This window comes from Pseudomonas sp. NFX1, assembly GCF_051123555.1.
Taxonomy (GTDB): domain Bacteria; phylum Pseudomonadota; class Gammaproteobacteria; order Pseudomonadales; family Pseudomonadaceae; genus Aquipseudomonas; species Aquipseudomonas capeferrum.
Window position 1 is genome coordinate 4,700,223 of the sequence record NZ_CP169366.1, and the last position, 24,596, is coordinate 4,724,818.

General features: G+C 61.5%; 25 protein-coding genes. 12 read left to right on the forward strand and 13 right to left on the reverse strand.

The annotated features are described in order from the left end of the window. The first annotated feature begins 46 nt into the window (after positions 1–46). Genes zigA through DJ563_RS21155 form a run of 3 tightly spaced genes read left to right on the forward strand, consistent with a single transcriptional unit; the run spans position 47 to position 2,890 of the window. On the forward strand, positions 47–1,255 hold the full coding sequence (zigA, locus tag DJ563_RS21145) for a zinc metallochaperone GTPase ZigA (RefSeq protein ID WP_434518288.1): 1,209 nt from the start codon (positions 47–49) through the stop codon (positions 1,253–1,255). Next, positions 1,252–1,878, forward strand: coding sequence for a DUF1826 domain-containing protein (locus DJ563_RS21150; protein ID WP_434518289.1), 627 nt, complete (start codon positions 1,252–1,254; stop codon positions 1,876–1,878). Before zigA ends, DJ563_RS21150 begins: the two co-directional genes overlap by 4 nt. 40 nt (positions 1,879–1,918) lie before the next feature. Next, positions 1,919–2,890, forward strand: a complete 972-nt coding sequence (locus tag DJ563_RS21155; RefSeq protein WP_434518290.1) for a CobW family GTP-binding protein — start codon at positions 1,919–1,921, stop codon at positions 2,888–2,890. On the opposite strand, the gene DJ563_RS21160 is transcribed toward DJ563_RS21155, so the two are convergent. Then, a complete protein-coding gene (locus DJ563_RS21160) occupies positions 2,891–3,283 on the reverse strand; it encodes a DUF3301 domain-containing protein (RefSeq protein ID WP_274097891.1) in 393 nt (130 codons plus the stop codon). It abuts the gene before it with no gap. 120 nt (positions 3,284–3,403) lie between these two features. On the opposite strand from DJ563_RS21160, the gene pdxY reads away from it, so the two are divergent. Next, positions 3,404–4,276 (forward strand): pyridoxal kinase PdxY, encoded by an 873-nt coding sequence (gene pdxY, locus DJ563_RS21165; protein ID WP_274097892.1) that lies wholly within the window; start codon positions 3,404–3,406, stop codon positions 4,274–4,276. Here the strand turns inward: pdxY and DJ563_RS21170 are convergent. Next, positions 4,273–4,758 carry an acyl-CoA thioesterase gene (locus tag DJ563_RS21170; protein WP_033702410.1) on the reverse strand — a complete coding sequence of 162 codons (486 nt, stop codon included), beginning with the start codon at positions 4,756–4,758 and terminating at the stop codon, positions 4,273–4,275. The genes pdxY and DJ563_RS21170 overlap by 4 nt on opposite strands. A gap of 321 nt (positions 4,759–5,079) precedes the next feature. Here DJ563_RS21170 and DJ563_RS21175 point away from each other — a divergent pair, with 321 nt between their 5' ends. Further along, positions 5,080–6,840, forward strand: coding sequence for a cation:proton antiporter (locus tag DJ563_RS21175; RefSeq protein WP_274097893.1), 1,761 nt, complete (start codon positions 5,080–5,082; stop codon positions 6,838–6,840). 100 nt (positions 6,841–6,940) lie between these two features. Here DJ563_RS21175 and DJ563_RS21180 read toward each other — a convergent pair whose 3' ends face one another. From DJ563_RS21180 to zwf, 5 genes are all read right to left on the reverse strand, one after another. Further along, positions 6,941–7,348, reverse strand: a complete 408-nt coding sequence (locus DJ563_RS21180) for an SMI1/KNR4 family protein (RefSeq protein ID WP_033702408.1) — start codon at positions 7,346–7,348, stop codon at positions 6,941–6,943. Between the two features lie 114 nt (positions 7,349–7,462). After that, positions 7,463–8,242: a Tim44 domain-containing protein gene (locus DJ563_RS21185; RefSeq protein ID WP_434518291.1), complete on the reverse strand. Its 780-nt coding sequence runs from the start codon at positions 8,240–8,242 to the stop codon at positions 7,463–7,465. 149 nt (positions 8,243–8,391) lie between these two features. Beyond that, positions 8,392–10,575, reverse strand: coding sequence for a DNA helicase II (gene uvrD, locus DJ563_RS21190; protein ID WP_434518292.1), 2,184 nt, complete (start codon positions 10,573–10,575; stop codon positions 8,392–8,394). Positions 10,576–10,682: 107 nt separating this feature from the next. After that, positions 10,683–11,000, reverse strand: a complete 318-nt coding sequence (locus DJ563_RS21195; RefSeq protein WP_274097894.1) for a hypothetical protein — start codon at positions 10,998–11,000, stop codon at positions 10,683–10,685. 88 nt (positions 11,001–11,088) lie between these two features. Further along, a complete protein-coding gene (gene zwf / locus DJ563_RS21200) occupies positions 11,089–12,531 on the reverse strand; it encodes a glucose-6-phosphate dehydrogenase (protein WP_434518293.1) in 1,443 nt (480 codons plus the stop codon). 103 nt (positions 12,532–12,634) lie between these two features. Between zwf and hexR the strand changes: the two genes are divergently transcribed. Together hexR and DJ563_RS21210 are read left to right on the forward strand one after the other, a co-directional pair. Beyond that, a complete protein-coding gene (hexR, locus tag DJ563_RS21205) occupies positions 12,635–13,501 on the forward strand; it encodes a transcriptional regulator HexR (protein WP_027592102.1) in 867 nt (288 codons plus the stop codon). 132 nt (positions 13,502–13,633) lie between these two features. Continuing rightward, entirely contained in the window at positions 13,634–13,852 is a 219-nt protein-coding gene (locus DJ563_RS21210; protein WP_077068708.1) for a PA3496 family putative envelope integrity protein, read from the forward strand. On the opposite strand, the gene DJ563_RS21215 is transcribed toward DJ563_RS21210, so the two are convergent. Then, on the reverse strand, positions 13,794–14,756 hold the full coding sequence (locus tag DJ563_RS21215; protein WP_033702403.1) for a LysR family transcriptional regulator: 963 nt from the start codon (positions 14,754–14,756) through the stop codon (positions 13,794–13,796). The two genes, DJ563_RS21210 and DJ563_RS21215, sit on opposite strands and share 59 nt — an antisense overlap. A 189-nt stretch (positions 14,757–14,945) precedes the next feature. On the opposite strand from DJ563_RS21215, the gene DJ563_RS21220 reads away from it, so the two are divergent. From DJ563_RS21220 to DJ563_RS21230, 3 genes are all read left to right on the forward strand, one after another. Further along, a complete protein-coding gene (locus tag DJ563_RS21220; protein WP_434518294.1) occupies positions 14,946–16,361 on the forward strand; it encodes an acetyl-CoA carboxylase biotin carboxylase subunit in 1,416 nt (471 codons plus the stop codon). A gap of 97 nt (positions 16,362–16,458) precedes the next feature. Then, the gene (gene oadA, locus DJ563_RS21225; protein ID WP_274097897.1) at positions 16,459–18,267 is read left to right on the forward strand and encodes a sodium-extruding oxaloacetate decarboxylase subunit alpha; all 1,809 of its coding nucleotides are present in this window, start codon (positions 16,459–16,461) and stop codon (positions 18,265–18,267) included. Between the two features lie 42 nt (positions 18,268–18,309). Beyond that, the gene (locus DJ563_RS21230; protein ID WP_274097898.1) at positions 18,310–18,549 is read left to right on the forward strand and encodes a helix-turn-helix transcriptional regulator; all 240 of its coding nucleotides are present in this window, start codon (positions 18,310–18,312) and stop codon (positions 18,547–18,549) included. 3 nt (positions 18,550–18,552) lie between these two features. Here the strand turns inward: DJ563_RS21230 and DJ563_RS21235 are convergent, their stop codons facing one another. Both DJ563_RS21235 and DJ563_RS21240 read right to left on the reverse strand, forming a co-directional pair. Beyond that, positions 18,553–19,374: an amino acid ABC transporter permease gene (locus DJ563_RS21235; protein WP_434518295.1), complete on the reverse strand. Its 822-nt coding sequence runs from the start codon at positions 19,372–19,374 to the stop codon at positions 18,553–18,555. Continuing rightward, a complete protein-coding gene (locus tag DJ563_RS21240) occupies positions 19,371–20,192 on the reverse strand; it encodes an ABC transporter substrate-binding protein (RefSeq protein ID WP_434518296.1) in 822 nt (273 codons plus the stop codon). Before DJ563_RS21240 ends, DJ563_RS21235 begins: the two co-directional genes overlap by 4 nt. Before the next feature lie 105 nt (positions 20,193–20,297). On the opposite strand from DJ563_RS21240, the gene DJ563_RS21245 reads away from it, so the two are divergent. Beyond that, a complete protein-coding gene (locus DJ563_RS21245) occupies positions 20,298–21,197 on the forward strand; it encodes a homocysteine S-methyltransferase family protein (protein WP_274097901.1) in 900 nt (299 codons plus the stop codon). Here the strand turns inward: DJ563_RS21245 and DJ563_RS21250 are convergent, their stop codons facing one another. The 3 genes from DJ563_RS21250 to DJ563_RS21260 are packed head-to-tail and all read right to left on the reverse strand — an operon-like array spanning position 21,198 to position 22,964. After that, positions 21,198–21,869, reverse strand: a complete 672-nt coding sequence (locus tag DJ563_RS21250) for a GNAT family N-acetyltransferase (RefSeq protein WP_434518297.1) — start codon at positions 21,867–21,869, stop codon at positions 21,198–21,200. Positions 21,870–21,876: 7 nt separating this feature from the next. Then, positions 21,877–22,323 carry a GNAT family N-acetyltransferase gene (locus DJ563_RS21255; RefSeq protein WP_047582522.1) on the reverse strand — a complete coding sequence of 149 codons (447 nt, stop codon included), beginning with the start codon at positions 22,321–22,323 and terminating at the stop codon, positions 21,877–21,879. A gap of 11 nt (positions 22,324–22,334) precedes the next feature. Beyond that, positions 22,335–22,964 (reverse strand): FMN-binding negative transcriptional regulator, encoded by a 630-nt coding sequence (locus DJ563_RS21260; protein WP_434518298.1) that lies wholly within the window; start codon positions 22,962–22,964, stop codon positions 22,335–22,337. Between the two features lie 89 nt (positions 22,965–23,053). Here DJ563_RS21260 and DJ563_RS21265 point away from each other — a divergent pair, with 89 nt between their 5' ends. Further along, positions 23,054–24,583, forward strand: coding sequence for a PLP-dependent aminotransferase family protein (locus tag DJ563_RS21265; RefSeq protein ID WP_434518299.1), 1,530 nt, complete (start codon positions 23,054–23,056; stop codon positions 24,581–24,583). The last annotated feature ends 13 nt before the right edge of the window (positions 24,584–24,596 follow it).

Below are 24,596 nucleotides of genomic sequence, written 5' to 3' on the forward strand. Positions count from 1 at the left end.
TATGCAATGCATCGTTTCGAATGCCTTCGCCTGAAGAGGTTTCGCCATGTCCAACCGTCTCCCCGTTACCGTTCTGTCCGGCTTCCTTGGTGCCGGTAAGAGCACCCTGCTGAACCATGTGCTGCGTAACCGCGACAACCTGCGCGTCGCGGTGATCGTCAACGACATGAGTGAAATCAACATCGATGCCAGTGAGGTTCAGCGCAATGTCAGCCTCAACCGTGCTGAAGAAAAGCTGGTGGAGATGAGCAATGGGTGCATCTGCTGCACGCTGCGTGAAGACCTGCTCGAGGAGGTTGCGCGGTTGGCTGAGGAGGGGCGCTTCGATTACCTGCTGATCGAGTCCACCGGGATCTCGGAGCCGTTGCCGGTGGCCGAGACGTTTACCTTTCGCGACGAGCAGGGCCGTAGCCTCTCCGACATGGCGCGCCTCGATACGATGGTCACCGTGGTCGATGGCCTGAACTTTCTTCGCGACTATCAGGCGGCAGACAGCCTTGCCAGCCGTGGCGAAACCCTGGGTGAGGACGATGAGCGTTCGATCAGCGACCTGCTGATCGAACAGGTCGAGTTCGCCGATGTGCTGCTGTTGAGCAAGATCGACCTGATCGGCCAGCACGAACGGGAAGAGCTGATCGCCATTCTGCGCAGCCTCAACGCCAGGGCGCAGATCGTGCCCATGGTCATGGGCGAGGTACCGCTGGCGCGTATCCTCGACACCGGCCTGTTCGACTTCGACCAAGCCGCGCAGGCGCCCGGTTGGTTGCAGGAGTTGCGCGGCGAGCACGTTCCGGAAACTGAAGAATACGGCATCGCCGCCAGCACCTGGCAGGCTCGGCGTCCGCTTCATCCACAGCGCTTTTTCGACTTTATCCACACCCCGTGGACCAACGGTAGGCTGCTGCGCTCGAAAGGTTTTTTCTGGTTGGCCAGCAAGTATCAAGAGGCCGGCAGCTGGTCTCAGGCAGGTGGCATGATGCGCCATGGCATGGCCGGCCGCTGGTGGCGATTCGTGCCCCGTGAACAGTGGCCACAGGATGTGGATAACACGGCCGCAATACTGAAGAACTGGGCCGTCGAGAGCGGTGACTGCCGCCAGGAGCTGGTGTTCATCGGGCAGAATATTGACTTCGAAAAGTTATCCACAGAGCTGCAATCATGCCTGTTGACGGATGAAGAAATGGACCTGGGGCCGATGGGCTGGCTGCGCTTGCCAGATCCGTTCGGTCCCTGGCACGAGGAGGCGGCAGTATGATCGTCGCACACCAGCCTGTGGATATCTTTCAGGTGTCGGGTGACTCGCCGCAAGTACTGACCGAAGTTCTGCAGGACAATGTGAACCTGGCGGTATGGCGTCGGCGCATGCCGGCTCAATTGGAGGATTTCGCCCAGCTGGTCGTCAGCCTTGGCCAACCCTTGGCTGACCAGCGGGTAATCGATGTGGACGAACAGCTGGCACCGGCGTTACCGGGCTTGTTGTATGAAACCGCAGACTTGCAGGGTTATGAGAGCTTTGTCGCCGACGTGGCCTGGCTGGTGGCCGCCTATACCTGCCTGCTCGGCGCACGACGGCTGGGCTTGCGCTTGCGCGTGCTGGATGCACCGATGTGCCCGCGCTTTCATGTGGACCACGTGCCGCTGCGCTTGCTCACAAGCTACGCGGGGCCGGGCAGTGAATGGCTGCAGGAAGGGGCGATAGACCGGCGTGAACTGCACCAGGCAATGCCTGCTGTGGATAACATTCAACGGCTGCAGGCGGGCGATGTGGCCGTGCTCAAAGGCGAAAAATGGCAAGGCAATGAGGGCGCCGGGCTGGTGCATCGCTCGCCATCCGGGCACCAGCGGCGCTTGCTGCTGAGCCTTGACTGGTTGGCGTGACGGCGCATAGTGAGGCCTACCTCCAGACCGAAGTCATGCCATGTTGCAGAACATTCCTACCCACGTGATTGCCGGCCCACTGGGTGCCGGCAAGACCACATTGATCCGCCATTTGCTGGCGCAGCGCCCGCCTGACGAACGTTGGGCCGTGTTGATCAACGAATTTGGCCTGGTGGGGCTCGACGCTGCGCTACTCAGCCGCGATGAAGACGGCATTGCCATCGGCGAGGTCGCAGGGGGTTGCCTGTGCTGTGTCAACGGCATGCCGTTTCAGGTTGGCTTGGGCCGGGTGCTGCGCAACTCGCGGCCTGATCGGCTGTTCATCGAGCCTTCCGGCCTCGGCCATCCCTTGCAGCTACTCGCCCGACTCAAGCAGGCCCCTTGGGCAGGAGTGCTGACAATCCAGCCGCTTTTGATGGTTGTGGACGCACAGAAAATGGCACGGGGCGAGGCCCTGCCTGAGGCTCAACTGCAGGCTTTTGATGCTGCCAAGGATGTGGTTTTCAACAAATCAGAGGCTGTGGATGAATATCATAGGTTGTTGATAACTAAAAAATTTAATGAAAAAGATATCCTTTGGGCCAGCCACGGAAACCTGCCACTTTCGGTGCTTCCCGTTTCATCCACAGGGGCTATTCCCACTGATTATGTGGATAACAGGATTGTCGACAATCTTGGAAATACCCCCGCAGCCCTATGGAATAGGCCCGATGAGCCTATCTGCCTGGTGCAACAAGGTGAGGGGGGCTGGAGTATTGGCTGGCGCTGGCATCCGAGTCGACAGTTTTATCCACAGCGCATTCGGGCGTTTTTACACGGCTGGCCATGGCTCCGCGCCAAGGGAGTTATCCACACTGCGCAAGGCTGGCAATCATTCAATGGGCTTGAGGGCGTGCTGCCGGACTGGCAGCCGAGCGACTGGCGCAGGGATACGCGCATCGAGCTGATTTTTGCTCAAGCTCAACCGCAGCCGGCTCTGGAGGCCGGTTTGAGGGAATGCCTTGGCGTCTGATCAGTTGCGCCAGCGGTTATGCTCTTGGCGCCACTGCTGCATCTCGATGACATTGTCGGTGCGTGGCGGCGTCTTGATCTCGAACGGGTAGGGCGCCAGTTCGATCTGCACGCTGTGGGCACCGAACTGGGTCACCGTGCCTGGGTGGCGTTGCTCGCCGGTGACGGTGAACTCGAAGGCGTAGATCCGCGCCAGGCGCTTCTTGCCGTTGGCATCACGAACAAAGCCGATGCGCTTGAGGGCGACGGCATCGTCCAGCAGTTCGAGGTCGAGCTTGGCGCAATGCTGCTTGACCCGCTCCAAGGCTTTTTCGCGTAGCCCATGGTTATGCCACAACCAGGCGCCTGCCGTGGCTATCAGCATCAGGACGAAGACATTCTCCAGGGTCAACATTTGCATATGCTCCAAACAGGTCGAACCAGCTTAACTGCGTCCCTGGCCTGTCGTACAGGTGGCAATCGAGTTCATACTGCGCTGCGCACAATCCTTGAAACAGCTTTGGAAATCTCCCGCATGAAACGTACCCCGCACCTGCTCGCCATCCAGTCCCACGTGGTGTTCGGCCACGCCGGCAACAGCGCCGCGGTGTTTCCCATGCAGCGTATCGGGGTCAATGTCTGGCCGCTCAATACCGTGCAGTTCTCCAATCATACTCAGTATGGCCAGTGGGCTGGCGAAGTGCTTGCTCCCGCGCAAATTCCTGCGTTGGTGGAAGGTATTTCCAACATCGGCGAACTGGGCCACTGCGATGCGGTGCTGTCTGGCTACCTGGGCAGTGCTGAACAAGGTCGGGCGATCCTGGCTGGTGTCGAACGCATCAAGGCGGTGAACCCCAAGGCGTTGTACCTGTGCGACCCGGTCATGGGCCACCCTGAGAAAGGCTGCATGGTGCCGCAGGAGGTCAGCGAGTTTCTGCTGGAGGAGGCGGCCGCCAAGGCGGACATCCTTTGCCCTAACCAGTTGGAACTGGACAGCTTCTGTGGCCGCCGCGCACAGTCGCTGGAAGATTGCGTGCAGATGGCGCGCAGCCTGCTCGCGCGTGGGCCGCAGGTCATCGTGGTCAAGCACCTGGCCTATCCGGGGCGCGCCGAAGAGCAGTTCGAGATGCTGCTGGTGACGGCCGAGCAAAGCTGGCACCTGCGTCGCCCGCTGCTGGCATTTCCGCGTCAACCGGTGGGGGTGGGCGACCTGACTTCGGGCCTGTTTCTGGCCCGTGTGTTGCTGGGGGACAACTGGCTGCAGGCGTTCGAGTACGCTGGCGCTGCGGTACATGAAGTACTGCTCGAAACCCAGGCCAGCGCCAGCTACGAGTTGCAGCTGGTGCGGGCCCAGGATCGCATCGCCCACCCGCGCGTGCGCTTCGAGGCGCAGCGCCTGGCGTTCTAGTTGGCGTCGGTTTTCAGGTCCTGGTAGCGCTTTTCCAGCTCTTGGCGGATTTGCCGGCGCTGCTGGCCCTGCAGGAACCGGCGCTTTTCCTCGCTGCTGTGCGGCTGGCGCGGCGGCACCGCTACCGGGCGGCGGCTGTCGTCGACCGCCACCATGGTGAAGAAGCAGCTGTTGGAGTGACGCACGGAGCGTTCGCGAATGTTCTCGGTCACCACCTTGATGCCCACCTCCATCGAGGTGTTGCCGGTGTAGTTGACCGATGCGAGGAATGTCACCAGTTCGCCGACGTGCACGGGTTCGCGGAAGATCACCTGGTCGACCGACAGGGTCACCACGTAGCTGCCGGCATAACGGCTGGCGCAGGCATAGGCCACTTCATCCAGGTATTTGAGCAGGGTGCCGCCATGCACGTTGCCGGAGAAGTTGGCCATGTCCGGGGTCATCAGGACGGTCATGCTCAGCTGGGCGTTTCCAGGTTCCATAGTGTGCTCACGGTGTGGTTGCGCTGAATCGGGGCGGGTATCTGCTGACACTTCTGTTTCCCCTCTTTGAGTTTGCCTTCCTGGTACGGGACGTTGGCTGACGCTCCGTCGTCACGCTGATCACGCCATCGGCAGCGCTTAACCTGCCGATCTGTTTCTACATATTGCACCGACGTTACGCGGCGGGGTGCGATGTTAACCTGAGTACGCCCATGCAACATGGGCTTTCCTGCATTCAATACAGTATGTACTTGCTGCTCGCTCGGTTTGCCTTGGCAGAGGAGCGGTCTGCCCGGGCATCGAGAAAAGGAGTATCGCGCCATGCATGCCATCAGCTTCATCCAGGACCTGGCAGTGATCATGCTGGTAGCCGGGGTGGTCACGATTCTTTTCCACCGGCTCAAGCAGCCCGTGGTGCTGGGCTACATCGTCGCCGGCTTCATCATCGGCCCGCACACCCCGCCAGTTGGCCTGATCCACGACGAAGACACCATCAAGACCCTGGCCGAGCTGGGGGTGATCTTCCTGATGTTCTGCCTGGGCCTTGAGTTCAGCCTGCGCAAGCTGTTCAAAGTCGGTGCTACAGCGTTCATCGCGGCGTTCCTGGAAATTGTGCTGATGATCTGGATCGGTTTCGAGATCGGTCGCTGGTTCGGCTGGAACACCATGGATTCGCTGTTTCTCGGCGCCATCCTGGCGATCTCCTCGACCACCATCATCGTCAAGGCACTCAACGACCTGAAGATGAAGAACGAGCGCTTCGCCCAGCTGATTTTCGGCGTGCTGATCGTCGAGGACATCCTGGGTATCGGCATCATTGCCTTGCTGTCCGGCATCGCTGTCAGCGGCACGGTCAGCTCTGGCGAAGTGTTTTCCACGGTCGGCAAGCTGTCGCTGTTCATGATCGTCGCGCTGGTCATCGGCATTTTGCTGGTGCCGCGTTTGCTGGCTTATGTAGCGAAATTCGAAAGCAACGAGATGTTGCTGATCACCGTGTTGGGCCTGTGTTTCGGTTTCTGCCTGCTGGTGGTGAAGCTGGAATACAGCATGGTCCTTGGCGCCTTCCTGATTGGCGCAATCATGGCCGAGTCGCGTCAACTGCTGAAGATCGAACAGCTGATAGAACCGGTGCGCGATCTGTTCAGCGCTATCTTCTTTGTCGCCATCGGCTTGATGATCGACCCTCAAGTACTGATCGACTACGCTTGGCCGATCGTGGTCATCACCTTGGCGGTGGTGCTGGGCAAGATGTTGTCCTGTGGCATGGGGGCGTTTATCGCCGGTAATGACGGCCGCACTTCGCTGCGGGTAGGCATGGGGCTTTCCCAGATTGGCGAGTTCTCTTTCATCATCGCTGCGCTGGGCATGACCCTGCAGGTAACCAGCGATTTCCTCTACCCGGTGGCCGTGGCGGTTTCGGCAATCACCACGCTGCTGACGCCTTACCTGATCCGTGCGGCCGACCCGCTGTCGCTGAAACTTGGCAAGGTGGTGCCCAGCCGTCTGGCGCGGGTGCTGTCGCTGTATGGCGAGTGGTTGCGCAACATCCAGCCGCAGGGCGAGGGTGCCATGCTTGCGGCGATGATCCGGCGCATCCTGTTGCAGGTTGGCGTCAACCTGGCGCTGGTGATCGCCATCTTCTTCAGCGGGGGCTACTTTGCCGGGCGTATTGGCAACTGGCTCAGCGAGTGGGTCGCTGATGTCAGCCAGCAGAAGGCGATGATCTGGGGCGCGGCGTTGCTGCTGTCGCTACCCTTCCTGATTGCGGCGTATCGCAAGCTCAAGGCGCTGTCGATGCTGCTGGCGGAAATGGGCGTGAAGCCTGAAATGGCGGGGCGCCATACCCAGCGTGTGCGCCGGGTGATTGCCGAAGTGATCCCGCTGCTGTCGCTGCTGGTGATCTTCCTGCTGCTGTCGGCGCTATCGGCCAGTATCCTGCCCACCAATGAACTGCTGCTGGTGATTGCGGTAGTGGCGGCGGTGGTGGTGGCGTTGCTGTGGCGTTGGTTCATCCGCGTGCATACCCGCATGCAGATTGCCTTGCTGGAGACGCTGGAGAACAGCCGCGAGAATACGCACTGAGGCTGCAAGGCTCACTGCGCAAGATTTCACCCTCGTCCGAGGGATGGAGCGGTAGCGATGTCGCCAGGCGCAGAAAGCCTGGCGATTTGTAGGCGCGCGATCAGCTTTCCAGCCACACGTCCCGCGCCCAGTGCCACACCGATTCCCAGCTGTCTTCACCCACGATCTCGTCTTCGGCATCCCACAGCACTACCGTGCCGTCTTCCTCGACGCAGTAATAATTATCGCCATCCTGGCAAATCGGGATCAGGTCGCGTGGTACGCCAGCATCCCAGGCATTGGATGCAACGTCCGGCAGGTACGTATGCGATTGCGGGTCGGTGATCGTGACCGGTTCGAGCGAGCCGTAGACCACATCACTGACGGTCAGCAGGAACTCCTTGAACACAAAGGGAATGTTGATGAACAGCTGTTCTTCGACTTCCACCAGCTGATCTTCATCGGGAAGCTCCAAGGGCACCGGTACCGGCTCATTGGCTTCACGGAGTTGTTCGATCACTTCTTCCACGGTTCACTTCCTCTGACCTTGATGACAACGCTGCGCGTTATACCCTAGTAGGCCGCTGTGGCAAAAGCAAAAACCCCGGGACAGAGCCCGGGGTTTTTGTACAACGCGTGTCGGTTAACCGTTTTGACGGATACCGGCGACCAGCCAAGGCTGGTTCTCGCCCTGGGCGCGAACCATGTGCCAGCTTTCGCTGAACACTTCGCCCTGGTCGAAGCGCGAGGTCTTCGACACGCCACGGAAGGTCAGGGTGGCGTCGGTACGGTCGGCGCGATCATCGACACCATCCAGCTGTACTTCGAGGTTGTCGATGTAGGTAGCCTGGAAGCCATCACCCAACTCGGCGCGCTCGCGCTTGAGGAACTCGAGCATCTGCGGCGTGACGAACTCGGCGATCTTGTCCATCTCGTTGGCATCCCAGTGCTGCTGCAGCGACTGGAAGTGGCTTTGCGCGGCGGCCAGGAAGCTCTGCTCGTTGAACCAGGCCGGCGCTTTGATCACCGGAGCGGCTGCGGCAGCAGGTGCGGCCATTTGCGGCTGCTGCTGGCGGCGACGCGCGGCAATGAAGCGGAACACCAGGAACGCGATCAGGCCCATGATCAGGAAGTCCATGATCTGCATGCCTTGGAAGCCGTCCCCCATGAACATGGAGGCCAGCAGGCCACCGGCGGCGAGGCCGGCCAGCGGGCCCAGCCAGCGCGAAGCACCGCTGGCGGCGGCCGGCGCACGGCCAGGTGCGGTCGGCGCGGCGGCAGGCGTGGTTGGCGTGGCCTGGCGGGTCTGGTGAATAGGCGCGGAGCCCGAGCTCTTGCCGCCGCCGAAACGCTTGGCGCTGGCGTCCAGGCTCAGCGTCAAGCCGACGCAGAGCGCCAGAGCGATGCTAAGAAAACGTTGCATAAGTGGGATATCCCCTGTTGTGGATTGCACGCGCGTCATGGTGCACAGGTTCCCGGGCACATGACCAGCGACATAATGTTTCGAGCTTTTGCCTGAATGTTACAAGCGTGCCTGTAACCGCCTGTACGCGGGGCTGCCCGCGTACAGCCTCAGATGGCCTCGAGCTTGGCATAACCCAGCATCAGCCACTTGCTGCCTTCGGCAAAGTTCACCTGTACCCGCGCCTGGGCGCCAGAGCCCTCGAAGTTGAGGATCACCCCCTCGCCAAACACCGCATGTTGCACGCGCTGGCCGAGGTTGAAGGCGGTCTGCGGAATATTGGCATTGGCGAACAGGTTGCTGGTGGCGACCTTCGCGCCGCCGAATGGGCGGCTGACACTGTTGGACAGGCGCACTTCCTGAACCAGACCTGGCGGAATCTCGCGTACGAAACGCGACACTTTATTGTAGGTCTCGCTGCCATACAGGCGACGTGTTTCGGCATAGGTCATGACCAGCTGGCGCATGGCGCGGGTAATGCCCACATAGGCCAGGCGGCGTTCCTCTTCCAGGCGGCCAGGCTCTTCCAGGCTCATCTTGTGCGGGAACAGCCCTTCTTCCATGCCCACCAGGAACACATAGGGGAATTCCAGGCCTTTGGCACTGTGCAAGGTCATCAGCTGGATGCTGTCTTCATGTTCATCGGCCTGGGCGTCGCCCGCTTCGAGCGAGGCGTGGCCGAGGAAGGCCGAGAGCGGCGAGAGGTCGGCGTCTTCGTCGCCGGCCTCGAAGTTGCGTGCTGCGCTGACCAGTTCCTCAAGGTTTTCCACCCGTGCCTGGCCCTTTTCACCCTTTTCTTCCTGGTGATAGATGATCAGGCCGGACTGTTCGATGGTGGTCTGGGTCATGGTATGCAGCGGCATGTCCACGACCTTGGCGGCCAACCCCTCGATCAGTTCGATGAAGGCACCCAACGCACTGGCAGCACGGCCCTTCAGGGCCTTGGCGGCGAGCAGCTGGCACATGGCTTCCCACATCGACAGCTGGCTGTGGCGGGCGTGATCGCGAATGGCTTCGACGGTTTTTTCGCCGATACCGCGCGGCGGCACGTTGATTACCCGCTCCAGCGCTGCATCGTTGCCACGGCCTTCGAGCAGGCGCAGGTAGGCCATGGCGTTCTTGATTTCGGCACGTTCGAAGAAGCGCTGGCCGCCATAGATGCGGTAGGGGATGCGTTCACGCAACAGGGCTTCTTCCAGCACCCGCGACTGGGCGTTGGAACGGTACAGAATGGCGATTTCGTTGCGCGCATTGCCTTGCTTGACCAGGCCCTCGATGGTTTCTACCACGTAGCGCGCTTCATCGTGTTCGTTGTAGGCCGCATACAGGGTCAGCGGCTCGCCTTCGCCCATGTCGGTCCACAGTTCTTTGCCCAGGCGCCCGCTGTTGTTGGCGATCAGGGCGTTGGCCGCCTTGAGGATGCCGCCGGTGGAGCGGTAGTTCTGCTCCAGGCGGATCATTTCGGCGTCTGGGAAGTCGGCTGTGTACTGGTGGATGTTCTCGATCTTGGCGCCGCGCCAGCCATAGATCGACTGGTCATCGTCGCCCACCGCCATCAGGCTCTGGCCGCCGCGCGCGAGCAGGCGCAACCAGGCGTACTGCACGGCGTTGGTGTCCTGGAACTCGTCCACCAGCACATGGCTGAAGCGGCGCTGATAGTGCTCCAGCAGCCCGGGGTGATCGCGCCACAGGTCGAGGGCGCGCAGCAGCAGTTCGGAGAAGTCGATGACTCCGGCGCGTTCGCAGGCCTGTTCGTAGGCGGTATAGACATCGCGCATGGTCGAGAGGAACAGGTCACCGCCGGCCTGGATATGCTGAGGGCGCAAGCCTTCGTCTTTCTGGCCGTTGATGAACCATTGAGCCTGGCGTGCCGGCCACTTTTGTTCATCCAGGCCGAGCTCGCGCATCACCCGCTTGACCAGGCGCTGTTGGTCGTCGCTGTCGAGAATCTGGAAGTTCTGCACCAGCCGGGCTTCCTGCCAGTGAGCCCGCAGCAAACGATGGGCCAGGCCGTGGAACGTGCCCACCCACATGCCGGCCGGGTTTATCCCCAGCAACTGCTCGATGCGCTGGCGCATTTCTGCCGCAGCCTTGTTGGTGAAGGTCACCGACAAGATCGAATGCGGCGAGGCCTGCTCGACCTGGATCAGCCAGGCGATGCGGTGCACCAGCACGCGGGTTTTACCGGAACCGGCGCCGGCAAGCACCAGTTGACGCCCGAGCGAGGCGGCTACGGCCTGGCGTTGGGCGTCATTGAGGGAGTTCAGCAGGAGGGAGAGGTCGTCTGTGCGCATCCGGCCATTCTAGGGGCAGGCTGGTTACGGGGCAAACGCCTACTGTATGAATTTCCACCTTTACGTGCTGTCGCTCATCCGGATTGGCCTACAGCACCCTGCCAGACTCAGTTGATTGCTACCCGGTGGCCGATCTCGACCATTTGCGAACCTTCGGCGTGAATGATCTCCAGCCGCTTCCACGAAGTCCCGCCTTCGCGCCTGAAGAATACCGGCTTCTGGGTCAGGACCTGCAGGTTGATGCCCCCCTTGTCCTCCAGTTTCAGCTGAAGCACTTCCCAGCCACCTTTGTGGCGAATCTTGGGCGCCACCAGAACGGGTTCGATGCCTGGGTGAGCAACGGTCACCGTTCCCTGAACTTCGAAGCAGACCGGTTCGCCTGGTACTTCGCTGTTGTACGCATAGAGGTTTTCGATTTTGCTCATGATGGATCCCTTTGCAGTTTGAGGTGTGCGCCAGCAGGCGCAGCGCTACTGTCTCTGCTCCAAAGGGGTAATGGGATCGGGCAGGCTTTCAGCCATGCCAATGGCTGCCGTGCCTGGCCAGCAGGCTGTTGGCCTGCTCCGGCCCGTTACTACCGGCGGCGTAATGGCGCGGGGCCTGAAAGTGCTCTTCCCAGCCTTTGATGATCGGGTCTATCCAGGCCCAGGCCGCTTCGACTTCATCGCGGCGCATGAATAGTGTCGAATCACCTTCCAGCACGTCCAGCAGCAGGCGCTCATAGGCTTCCCAGCGGCGGGTCTGGCCGAATACCTGGGCCAGGTTCAGGTCCAGGTCGACCGGCTCCAGGCGCATGCCCTTGCCTGGGCTCTTGGTCATCATGCGCAGGCTGATGCGCTCTTGCGGCTGTAGCTGAATCAGCAGCTGGTTGACCTGGCCGCCGTTGAACAGCTCATGCGGCACGGGCTTGAACTGAATGACGATCTGCGACGAGCGGCGCGCCATGCGCTTGCCGGTGCGCAGGTAGAACGGCACCCCGGCCCAGCGCCAGTTATCGACGTGAGCGTGCACGGCCACGAAGGTTTCGGTGTCGCTGTCGTTGTCCACGTCCTTCTCGAAATAGTAAGCGGGCACTTCCTGGCCGCCGATGTGCCCGGCACCGTACTGCCCGCGCACGGTCTTGTCCTGCACGTCCTGGCCGCAGATCGGCTTGAGCGCACGCAGAATCTTCACTTTCTCGTCGCGCACGGCCTCGGCCTCGAACTGCGCCGGCGGCTCCATGGCCACCAGGCACAGCAACTGCAGCAGGTGGTTCTGCAGCATGTCGCGGGTCGCGCCGGCGCGGTCGTAGTAGCCGCCGCGGTTCTCAACACCCAGGGTTTCGCAGACGCTGATCTGTACGTGCTCGACCTGGCTGTTGCGCCATACCGGCTCCAGCAGGGCGTTGGCGAAGCGCAGGGCCATCAGGTTCTGCACCGTCTCCTTGCCCAGGTAGTGGTCGATACGGAACACCTGGGCTTCTTCGAACACCGCTCCGATCGCCTCGTTGATGGCTGTGGCGGACGCCAGGGAATGGCCGATCGGCTTTTCCAGCACGATACGGGCTTCGGGGTCGGCCAGGCCAGCGATGCGCAGGTGGTTGGCGATGGGCACGAACAGGTTCGGGGCGGTGGCCAGGTAGAAGATGCGGGTCAGCCCGCCGGGCTCGCCGAGGTAGCGGGCCAGCCGGCCGAAATCGGCACTCTGCGAGGCGTCCATGGGGAAGTAGTCGAGCCGGGCGGAGAACCGTTGCCAGACCTCTTCGTCGAAGTCGTTGCGCGCGATCTGCGCCCGGCAGTGGCGCTCGGCGAGCTTCAGGTAGTCGTTACGTGGCAGGTTGCGCCGCGCCAGGGCGATGATCCGCACCGCGTTGTTCAGACGAGCCTCGCGAAACAGGTGATAGAGCGCCGGGAGCAATTTGTGCAAGGCCAGATCGCCGGTGCCACCGAAGACCAGAATGTCGCAAGGAATAGTCAAACCACCACTCTCCACGTTCGTTTAACTGGGCGGGTTGGCGCCCATGTAGTATAACTACAAGAAAGCTACATCCCGGCCAGCCGATCATAACCGAGTCCAGCCCGTGAATCTGTTGCAACATATCGCCCAATCGCGCCACCTGCTGCGCAAATCGGAACTGAAAGTAGCCGACCACGTGCTGCTAGACCCGGCTGCCGTCATGCACAGCTCGATGGCCGACCTGGCGCACAACGTGGGTATCAGTGAACCGACCATCGTACGTTTCTGCCGGGCGATTGGCTGTTCAGGCTTTCAGGACCTCAAGCTGAAACTCGCGCAAAGCCTGGCCGCCGGGGCCAGCTTTGGGCAGTTCGCGATCCATGAAGACGACTCGGTAGCCGATTACAGCCTGAAGATCTTCGACACTACCTTGCACACGCTGATGGAGGTGCGCGAACACCTCGACCCACAAGCGCTGCAGCAGGCCGTGAGCGCCATGGCCCAGGCGCAGCGGGTAGAGTTTTATGGCTTTGGCGCATCGGGCGCGGTGGCTGCCGATGCCCAGCACAAGTTCTTCCGCCTGCTGCTCAGCGCGGCGGCCTATTCCGACCCGCACATGCAGGCCATGTCGGCGGTCACCTTGAAGCCGGGCGACGTGGCGGTGTGCATCTCCCAGTCGGGCCGTTCCAAAGACCTGCTGATTACCGCCAACCTGGTGCGTGAGAGTGGCGCCAACCTGATTACCCTGTGCCCGAGCGCCACCCCCCTGGCAGAGCTTTCGACCGTCAACCTGGCCATCGATGTGCATGAAGACACCGAAATCTATACGCCGCTGACCTCGCGTATCGCCCACCTGGTGGTGATCGATGTGCTGGCCATGGGTGTTGCCATGGCGCGTGGGCCGAGCCTGGTCAACCACCTCAAGAGCGTGAAGCGCAGCTTGCGCAGCCTGCGCCTATCGCCCAAGTCGATCAAAGCCACCGACGACTGACTTGCGGCGCCTGCGCGGGCCTCATCGCCTGCGCAGGCAAGCAAAATTCACGATTTTGTAACCGCCCTGGCGCAAAACCGTAAACCCCCGAAGCCAGTCTGAAACTCCCGCATCCTAACTGGGAGACAGGCAATGGCTCGTGACTTCGACGGTACGTACCAACCTAACGCCAAGGCTCGCAAGCAGCAGGAAAAGGATCAGCGCCGGATGGAGTATCGCCGCGCTATCGAAAGCTACTGCGACCAGCGTCAATTGCTCCGTGACTTGGTTGACTACCCTGAGCTGCAAGCGCTCACGGTGTGGCAGACTTCGGCAGCATCTTCCCCGAAAAACGCTCAACAATCGCGCTGATCAGCACGCGTTCGCTGCGGATGAACGCCAAGAATGCCAGGGCCACCGGCGACTGCCGCTTGGCCTTGGCCTGTACCACGCACCAACTGCGGTACAGCGGCAGTTCCTCCACCGGCAACTCTTTGAGCACGCCCGCGGCCAGCTCCATGTTCAAGGCATGGCGGGTGAGCAGGGCAATGCCCAAGCCGGCGATCACGCATTCGCGCTGGGCATCTGCCGATGCCACTTCGAGGGTCTGGGTGAAGTGCACGCGCTTGTCCTTGAAGTACTCCTCACAAGCCTTGCGCGTACCCGAACCTTGTTCGCGGACCAGCAGCGTATGAGGCTCAAGGTCTTGCAGGCGCAGGTGGTCGAGCTTGCACAGCGGATGATCCGGCGGGGCCACGGCGACGATCGGGTTGTTCAGAAATGGCAGGAATTCCAGCCCCATGTCCTGCGGCACCATCGACATGATGATCAAGTCGTCACGGTTGTCCGAAAGGCGTCGGATCGCCTGGGCGCGGTTGACCACGGTGAGCGTCAGGTTGACCTCCGGGTGGCGCTGCTTGAAGGCGGCGAACAGGTGTGGCACGAAGTACTTTGCACTGGACTCGATCGCCAGTTTCAACTGCCCTTGCAGTGAGCCCTGCATGTCCGAGAGCTGCATGTCGAGGCTTTCCAGGCGGCCAAAGATATCCCGGCTGGCACGCTGCAGGGCTTCGGCTGCCTCGGTCAGGTAAAGCTTCTTGCCGACGTACTCGAACAGCGGCTGACCGATAAGCTCTTCGAGCTGGCGAATCTGTAGACTTACGGCGGGTTGCGTGAGCGCCATTTCCTCGGCCGCACGGCTGTACGAGCGTAAATCGCACACCTCATTGAAGATCTGCAATTGACGTAAAGTCATACGCATCAAGGACTTACGCATCTTTATCGCGGCTCCGGCAAAACCTTGTTACGGCACTATAAGCTTTTGCTAATACTGCCCCTAACAAATATTGATTTTTGTTTATCGACCTACAGCGCTAGGGTGAATGTGCGACTGGCCAGCAACGTCTGGTCACGCGCCGACCGGTAGAACCGGCTCGACTGTTCCTACGGCTTTGGGAAGACTCCAGTGATAAGAAAAATCCTGATCGCCAACCGAGGTGAAATCGCAGTTCGGATCGTGCGTGCCTGCGCCGAGATGGGCATACGCTCGGTAGCGATCTATTCCGACGCCGACCGTCATGCGCTGCACGTAAAGCGCGCTGACGAGGCCCACAGCATCGGTGCCGAGCCACTGGCCGGTTACCTGAACCCGCGCAAGCTGGTGAACCTCGCTGTCGAAACCGGTTGTGATGCGCTGCACCCAGGTTACGGTTTCTTGTCGGAAAATGCTGAACTGGCAGAGATCTGCGCCGAGCGCGGGATCAAGTTCATCGGCCCGGCTGCCGAAGTCATTCGCCGCATGGGCGACAAGACCGAAGCGCGCCGCACCATGATCAAGGCCGGCGTACCGGTGACACCGGGCACCGAAGGCAACGTTGCCGATATTCATGAAGCCCTGAGCGAAGGTGACCGCATCGGTTATCCGGTGATGCTCAAGGCCACCTCCGGCGGTGGCGGCCGCGGCATTCGCCGCTGCAACAGCCGTGAAGAACTGGAACAGAACTTCCCCCGCGTCATCTCCGAGGCCACCAAGGCTTTTGGCTCTGCGGAAGTGTTTCTGGAAAAGTGCATCGTCAACCCCAAGCACATCGAGGCGCAGATCCTGGGTGACAGCTTCGGCAACGTGGTGCACCTGTTCGAGCGCGATTGCTCGATCCAGCGCCGCAACCAGAAGCTCATCGAGATTGCCCCGAGCCCTCAGCTGACCCCCGAGCAGCGCGCCTACATCGGCGACCTCGCGGTGCGTGCAGCCAAGGCCGTGAATTACGAAAACGCCGGTACCGTGGAGTTCTTGCTCGCCGATGGCGAGGTGTACTTCATGGAGATGAACACCCGGGTGCAGGTGGAGCACACCATCACCGAAGAAATCACCGGCCTGGACATCGTTCGCGAGCAGATCCGCATCGCTTCGGGCCTGCCGCTGTCGGTCAAGCAGGAAGACATCCAGCACCGCGGCTACGCGCTGCAGTTCCGTATCAATGCCGAAGACCCGAAGAACAACTTCCTGCCCAGCTTCGGCAAGATCACCCGCTATTACGCACCCGGCGGCCCAGGCGTGCGTACCGACACGGCGATCTACACCGGCTATACCATTCCGCCCTTCTACGACTCCATGTGCCTGAAGCTGGTGGTCTGGGCGTTGACCTGGGAAGAAGCCATGGACCGCGGCCTGCGGGCCCTGGACGACATGCGCGTGCAGGGGGTGAAGACCACCGCTGCGTATTACCAGGAAATACTGCGCAACCCGGAATTCCGTAGCGGCCAGTTCAACACCAGCTTCGTCGAAAGCCACCCTGAACTGACCAACTACTCGATCAAGCGCAAACCCGAAGAGCTGGCCCTGGCCATCGCCGCCGCCATCGCCGCCCACGCAGGCCTATGAATTCAGCTGCAAGCTGTAAGCGGCAAGCTACAAGTAAAAGCAGACCAGCTTTTCTTGGCGCTTGTAGCTTGAAGCTTGCCGCTATGAGGAGATAACAATGTCCAAGAAAATTCACGTAACCGACACGATCCTGCGCGACGCCCACCAGTCCCTGCTGGCCACCCGCATGCGTACCGAAGACATGCTGCCGATCTGCGACAAGCTCGACAAGGTCGGCTACTGGTCGCTGGAAGTCTGGGGTGGCGCGACCTTCGATGCCTGCGTGCGCTTCCTCAAGGAAGACCCGTGGGAGCGCCTGCGCAAACTGCGCGCCGCATTGCCCAACACCCGCCTGCAAATGCTGTTGCGCGGCCAGAACCTGCTGGGCTACCGCCACTACAGCGATGACGTGGTCAAGGCCTTTGTCGCCAAGGCTGCGGTCAACGGCATCGACGTTTTCCGTGTTTTCGACGCGATGAACGATGTGCGTAACCTGCGTGTGGCCATCGAAGCGGTCAAGGCCGCCGGCAAGCACGCCCAGGGCACCATCGCCTACACCACCAGCCCGGTGCACACCATCGAAGCCTTCGTTAGCCAGGCCAAGCAGATGGAAGCCATGGGTTGCGACTCGGTGGCGATCAAGGACATGGCCGGCCTGCTGACCCCGTATGCCACGGGCGAGCTGGTCAAGGCGCTGAAAGCCGAGCAGTCGCTGCCGGTGTTCATCCACTCCCACGACACCGCTGGCCTGGCTGCCATGTGCCAGCTCAAGGCCGTGGAAAACGGCGCCGATCATATCGATACGGCAATCTCCAGCTTCGCCTGGGGCACCAGCCACCCGGGCACCGAGTCGATGGTCGCCGCGCTCAAGGGCAGCGAGTTCGACACCGGCCTGGACCTGGAACTGCTGCAGGAAATCGGCCTGTACTTCTACGCCGTGCGCAAGAAGTACCACCAGTTCGAAAGCGAATTCACCGCGGTGGATACCCGAGTACAGGTCAACCAGGTACCGGGCGGCATGATTTCCAACCTGGCCAACCAGCTCAAGGAGCAGGGCGCCCTCAACCGCATGAACGAAGTGCTGGCGGAAATCCCGCGCGTGCGTGAAGACCTCGGCTTCCCACCGCTGGTGACCCCGACTTCGCAGATCGTCGGCACCCAGGCGTTCTTCAACGTGTTGGCCGGCGAGCGCTACAAAACCATCACCAACGAGGTCAAGCTGTACCTACAAGGCGGTTACGGCAAGGCCCCGGGCGTGGTCAACGAACAACTGCGCCGCCAGGCGATCGGCAGCGAAGAAGTAATCGACGTGCGCCCGGCCGACCTGCTCAAGCCGGAAATGACCAAGCTGCGTGGCGACATCGGCGCCTTGGCCCGCTGCGAAGAAGACGTGCTGACCTTCGCCATGTTCCCGGACATCGGGCGCAAGTTCCTTGAGGAACGCGAAGCCGGCACCCTGACCCCGGAAGCCCTCTTGCCGATCCCTGAAGCCGGGGCCATCGCCGCACCCGGCGGCGAAGGCGTACCGACCGAGTTCGTCATCGACGTGCACGGCGAAACCTATCGCGTCGACATCACCGGTGTGGGCGTCAAGGCAGAGGGCAAGCGTCACTTCTACCTGTCGATCGACGGCATGCCGGAAGAAGTGGTGTTCGAGCCGCTCAACGAGTTCGTCGGCGGTGGCGGCAGCAAGCGCAAGCAAGCCACCGACCCAGGCCACGTCAGCACCACCATGCCAGGCAACATCGTCGATGTACTGGTCAAGGAAGGCGACATGGTCAAGGCCGGCCAGGCCGTGCTGATCACCGAAGCCATGAAGATGGAGACCGAAGTGCAGGCGGCCATCGCCGGCAAGGTCGTGGCCATACACGTGGCCAAGGGCGACCGCGTGACGCCGGGTGAGATCCTGATCGAGATCGAAGGTTGATGGAAACCTTCGTTTAACAAGCGGTTTACCTCTGGGGAGCGGATGCTCCCCTTTTTTTATGCATTACGCGCAGCCGGAGCTCTGAGTGCAGTACGCCATTTGCGCGTAACGGTGGCGAACCTGCAGCAGTCTCAGTTTGCTCGCATGTGCAAGGTGTCATTGCGTACGCTGATTCAAATCGAACGGGGCGAGGGGAACCCAACCCTCAAATCAATGAATGCGGTACTTCGCCCGTTCGGCTTGCAGATAGGTGTGGTCAGGCGCCAGCGTCAGATCACCTGACCCTCAGTGTTGATAGCCCTTGCCAAAGTGCCTTTCCAGCTTGGCCTGCACCAGCTCCAGCAGAATCGACAGCACCCAGTAGATTACCGCTGCGGTCGTCAGCATCTCCAGGTAGCGGTAGCTGGAGCGGCCGTAGGACTGGGCCAGGAACATCACTTCCCACACGCCCATCACCGAAATCAGCGATGAGTCCTTGAGCATCGAAATGAACTGGTTCGCGCTCGGCGGGATGATGGTGCGCATGGCCTGGGGCAGGGTGACGTGCCAGAAGATCTGCGCTGGGCCAAGGCCCAGGGCCATTGCCGCCTGACGTTGCCCAGGCGCCACACCGAGGATGCCGGCGCGGAAAATTTCGCTGAGGTAGGCGCCATAGTTCAGCGACAGGGCGATGATGCCGGCGCTGATGGCCCCAGGGACCACGCCCAGCTGCGGCAGGCCCAGGTAGATCAGCAGGATCTGGATCAGCAGTGGCGTGCCACGGAAGAACGACGTGTAGAAGCTGGCGATGCCCAACAGTACCGCGCTGCTCGACAGCCGTGCCAGCGCGGCGGCGAAGCCCAGTGCCACGGAAACCACTATCGAGCACTGGCACAGGAACAGGGTCAGTGCCGCGCCTTGCAAAAAGCCATTCGGCCCCAGCTTGAACCCCGCCAGATACGGGAATTTTTCGACAATGATCGAAAACTTCAAGTCAAAGCTGAGGAAGAACGCCGCAAACAGCACAAACAGCCCGACCCAGGTCAGGTACAGGCGTGTGCGAAAGCCGAACAGTTGTGTGCCCGACGTTTTGACGGCGGGGCGCGGGGCAGGTTGTTGAGCACTCATTTACTGATATCGGCGCCGATCCATTTCTGTGACAGCTTGGCCAAGGTGCCATCGGCCTTCAGCTCGGCGAATACCTGACGCAGCTTGCCATCCCACTCGGGGTCGCCTTTTTCAATCGCCACCGAATTGGGTTCTTCGTACAGCGGCGCACCGGCCAATTTGAAGCGCTTGTCCTGATCCAGGCGCGGCTGGGCGGTGACCAGGTTGGTCAGGATGGCATCCAGGCGCACACCTGCGCCCAGGCCCAGGTCCTGGAAGGCGACGTTGTCAGTGTCATAAGGGGCGATCTGCACCCTCTCGAAGGGATAGTCGATCTTCTTGTCCTCATCACCCTCGATGACCAGGTTCTTGTTCAAGTAGCTCTCGTAGCTCGAGGCGCTGGTCAGGCCGACCTTCAGGCCGTCCAGGTCTTTGGCCGAATGGATGCGTTCGTCCTTGGCGTTGACCACGATCACCGCAGGCGAGGCGTAGTACTCCACCGGGAAATCAAACACCTCGGCGCGCGCCTTGCTTGGGGTCATGGAGCACACACAAAGGTCATAACGGCCGCTCCAGCGCCCTGCAGCAATCACATCCCAGGAGGGTGTTTCCAGGCGCAGCTTGACGCCCAGCTTGTCGGCGACGGCCTTGGCTACATCCACGTCGAAACCATCCAGCTGGTTCTGATCGTTCAGAAACGAGAACGGCGGATAGCTTTCCATCAGCACGTTGACCATTTCCTTGCGCGCTTGCACTCGGTCCAGCGTGGCACCTGCGAAGGCCTGAGTGGTGGCACACAGGGCGATGAGGCCGGTGCCGAGCAAGGGAAGCAAGCGCATGGAGGTACCTGAAAAAGTTGTTGGACAATCCGTGTCGGGTATTTAATAGTTATAACAAGTTACACACTAATGAATTTTATTTATAAACATATAAGTGATAGGCATATGGGCGAACGATCGCTGGTAATTCTGGATGGCGGTATGGGGCGAGAGCTGCAGCGTCGTGGTGCGCCGTTCCGGCAACCCGAATGGTCAGCGTTGGCCTTGAGCGAAGCACCTGAAGCGGTGGTAGCCGTGCATGCGGCGTATATCGAGGCCGGGGCGCAGGTCATCACCAGCAACAGCTATGCGGTTGTGCCGTTCCATATTGGTGAAGCGCGCTTCGCCCAGGAAGGGCGCGCATTGGCCGCAACGGCAGGGCAACTGGCCCGTGCCGCAGCTGATGCAGCTGCCGTACCTGTTCGTGTTGCCGGGTCGGTGCCGCCGCTGTTCGGCTCTTACCGCCCGGACCTGTATCAGCCGGAGCGGGTCAGCGAAGTACTGACACCGCTGCTGGCAGGGCTGGCACCTTATGTGGACCTGTGGTTGGCCGAAACCCAGAGCTCGATTGAAGAAGTGCGGGCCATCAGCTCGCACCTGCCGCAGGACGGCAGGCCGTTCTGGGTGTCGTTCACCCTTGAGGATGAAGGCGTCGTGGACGTGCCGCGTCTGCGCTCCGGGCAGACCGTTGCTGCGGCAGCCGAAGCGATTGCCGAGCTGGGCGTCGGCGCGTTGTTGTTCAACTGCAGCCAGCCCGAAGTGATCGGTGCTGCGCTGGATGTTGCGCGCGAGGCCTTCGAGCGCCTGGGTGTGGACATCGCCATTGGTGCTTACGCCAATGCCTTCCCCCCGCAACCCAAGGACGCCACCGCCAACGATGGCCTGGATGAGCTGCGCGAAGACCTCGACCCGCCGGGTTATCTGAGCTGGGCCAGCAGCTGGCGCCAACGCGGTGCCAGCCTGCTCGGCGGTTGCTGTGGTATCGGCCCGGAGCACATTGCAGAACTCAGGGCCAAGCTGGCCTGATCACGCGTTGCGGCAGGCTTCCAGCGTTTTGGCTTGCCCTTCAGGGCGTTGGTTGTCGGCACTCAACCAGCGCTCGAACCCCGCCGCTACCGTTGGCCACTCGTCATCGGTGATCGAGTACCACGCGGTATCCCGGTTGTGGTCCTTGACCACCAGGTGCTTGCGGAACACGCCCTCATAGACAAAGCCGAACCGCTGCGCCGCGCGCTTGGAGCGGGCATTGGCGTTGTTGCACTTCCACTCGAGCCTGCGGTTGCCGAGCTCGAAACCCAGCTTGCCCAGCAGGTACACCGCTTCGGTCCCCTTTGGCGTGCGCTGCATGGCGGCGCCGAAGGCGATGTGGCCGATCTCGATGCGGCCATGGTCGGGCACAATCGACATCAGGCTGAGAATGCCCTGGGCCTGGCCGGTAGGGCGGTCGATAACGGTGTAGAACAACGGATCAAGGCTGGCGGCATGGCCTTGCAGCCAACGGTCGAAGGCGCCGCGTTCGGGGAATGGGCCATAGGGCAGGTAGTCCCACAGGGTCGAGTCGGCTTGAGGGCCTTGCAAGACGTCCCACAGGTCGTCGCCGTGACGTACCGGGTCGAGTTTTTCCAAGCGGATGAAGCGGCCCTCGATGGTGTCTGCCGTGGGTGCCTTGGCGGGTTTCCAGTTCAGTGCGTCGGTCATGTCGTGCCTACAACCCTTTGCGGAATTGAATGAAGCCCGGCCGCTCGGCAACCTGCTGGTACAGGCTGATGGCGGTGGCGTTGGTTTCGTGGGTCAGCCAGTGCACCTTGGCACAGCCGGCAGCCTTGGCGGTGGCGTAGACATGCTCGATCAGCTGGCGACCTATGCCCAGGCCGCGTTGCGTGCCATCCACATAGAGGTCCTGCAGATAGCACGAGTTCTCGATGCTCCAGTTGGAACGATGGTAGATCCAGTTGACCATCCCCACTGCCTTGCCATCGACCCAGGCCAGGGCAGAGTGGGTCGGCTCGTGGCTGTCCAGCAGGCGCTGCCAGGTGCTGGTGCTGACCGCTTCGGGCAATTCGGTCTCATAGAAGCGCAAGTAAGCCTGCCACAGGGCAAGCCAGGCGGGATGGTCGTTGGCGCTGACAGGGCGCAGAGTGACGCTGGGCATGGGCTTTTCCTTCAGAGTTGGCGCATGTGCGCTGCAAGTTGGTTGTCCTGGTAGTCGGCACTGTCGCCGAGGCTTTGACGCACCCCGGCAATGTCCTCGGCCGAACGGTTCTGGCTGAGCTTGCGGGCCCCTTGCAGGCGCGTGATCGGCAAGCGAATGCCGACAATGGCGCGGAGCATGCCTTCAAGGTAGTCGCTGGGGGCGTCGGACACTTTCCAGGGTGCGCTGCGGCCGTGCTCATGGCGCTCGGTCAGGCGGCTGACGATCTGCAGCAGGGGCTCGGCCTCGTGGATGACTTCCGCTTGGCCATAGGCGTGCACCGCCAGGTAGTTCCAGGTGGGGACCACCTTGGGGTTGTCGGCCTTGCTGGGGTAGTAGCTCGGGCTGACGTACGCGTCGGCCCCCGGAAACACCAGCAGCGCTTCAGCGCCTTGCTGCAGGTCTTGCCACTGGGCGTTGGCCCGGGCCAGGTGCGCGTAGACCGTGCCAAACTCGCCTTGCTGGGTGTCGACCAGGACGGGCAGGTGGGTCGCCAGCAAGCCGTGTTCACCATGGCTGATGAGGACGGCGAGGCGCGTATCGGCCATGTGCCGGTGCAGGCGTGCTAGGTCATGTTCCTGGTGGAGCTTGCTGTTGTACATGGCGGGTTCCTTGTCGAATGGCTCCATCCTAGGCAGGCTATTGGTTCTGTGTAAGATCCATTTATGACTGATTTGATAGGTCCAATACGGTGAACAAGCGCCCCCTCATATTGCCTTTCGACCCAGCTGGCATCGTGCTCGACCGCCGCCGCGGGCTAAGCCAGCAGCTCTACCAGGCTTTGCGTGCGCGGGTGCTGGATGGGCGCTTGAGCAGCGGCACGCGATTGCCGGCCAGCCGTGACCTGGCGGCGATACTGGCGCTGTCGCGCAACAGCGTGGTGCGTGCCTATGACCAGTTGTATGCCGAGGGGTATATCGAAAGCCGGGTGGGCGACGGCACCTATGTGACTCAGCTCGAAAAACTATCCACACAACTGTCCACAGGGTTATCCCTGGGGTTATCAACAGGTTTATCCACATTTTCTTCAGAAAAGGCTGAGGATTTATCCAGCTGTGAGCGCTCCAGCGAGCCGCTTGAGCGTCTGAAAAGTAACCACTTGCCCGTTCCTAGAAGTGGCGCCCCACGTGCGTTCAGGGTCGGCATCCCTGCCTTCGATCTGTTCCCGTTTGACGTGTGGGCCAAGCTGCAAGCGGCCTTCTGGCGTAACCCGGACCCTGCGCAGCTGGGTTACGGTGACCCGGCGGGTGAGCTGCAGCTTCGCGAGCTGATCGCGGCCTATCTGCGGCGTTCACGGGGCCTTTCGTGCACGGCTGAACAAATTGTGATCACCAGTGGTGCACAGCAGGCCATCAGCCTTTGTGCACAGTTGCTGTTGCAGCCTGGCGAGGGGGTGGCTGTGGAAAACCCTGGCTATCGGGCCGCCGGGCATACCTTTGCCGTGGCTGGGGGCAAGGTGGTGGGCGTACCGGTGGATGAAGAGGGGATGGACTGTGAGCGCCTCGTGCAACTGGCGAACTGCCGCCTGGCGTACGTCACGCCGGCGCATCAGTACCCCACCGGGGTGACCATGAGCCTGGCGCGACGGCTGGCATTGCTGGCCTGGGCCGAGCGCAACGATGGCTGGATCATCGAAGACGATTACGACGGCGAGTACCGCTTCAGCGGCGCGCCATTGGCACCGCTGGCGGCGCTGGACCGGCAGGGGCGGGTGCTGTACGTCGGCACGTTCGGCAAAATTGCCTTTCCCGCGTTGCGTCTGGGCTACCTGGTGTTGCCTGCGCGCCTGGTACAGGCGTTCAGCCAGGGGCGGGCGCTGGCCATGCGGCATTCGGAGGTGGGCAGCCAGTGCGTGATGGCCGAGTTCATGGCCCATGGGCATTTCCAGCGCCACATCCGGCGTATGCGCCGGGCGGCGTTGAGTCGGCGCAATGTACTCAAGGCAGGCTGGCCGCTGGATGTGCCTGGGTTGGGCGGTATGCCGGAAGTCGCGGCGGGGCTGCATGTGAAGGTGGATGTGGATAACTTTGCGCGCGAGCAAGAGCTGGTCGCCACGGCAGAAGCGGTAGGGGTTGAGGTGAATCCGCTGAGTAGCTATTGGCTGGAGGACAGCCAGGTGCCTGTGGATAACCGCGCAGGGTTGGTACTGGGGTTTGCCGCAGTGCCAGAGGCCGACATTGCCAATGCGCTGATGCGCTTGCGTCGGGCCTGGAAAAAGTGAGCGGGGCCGCCTA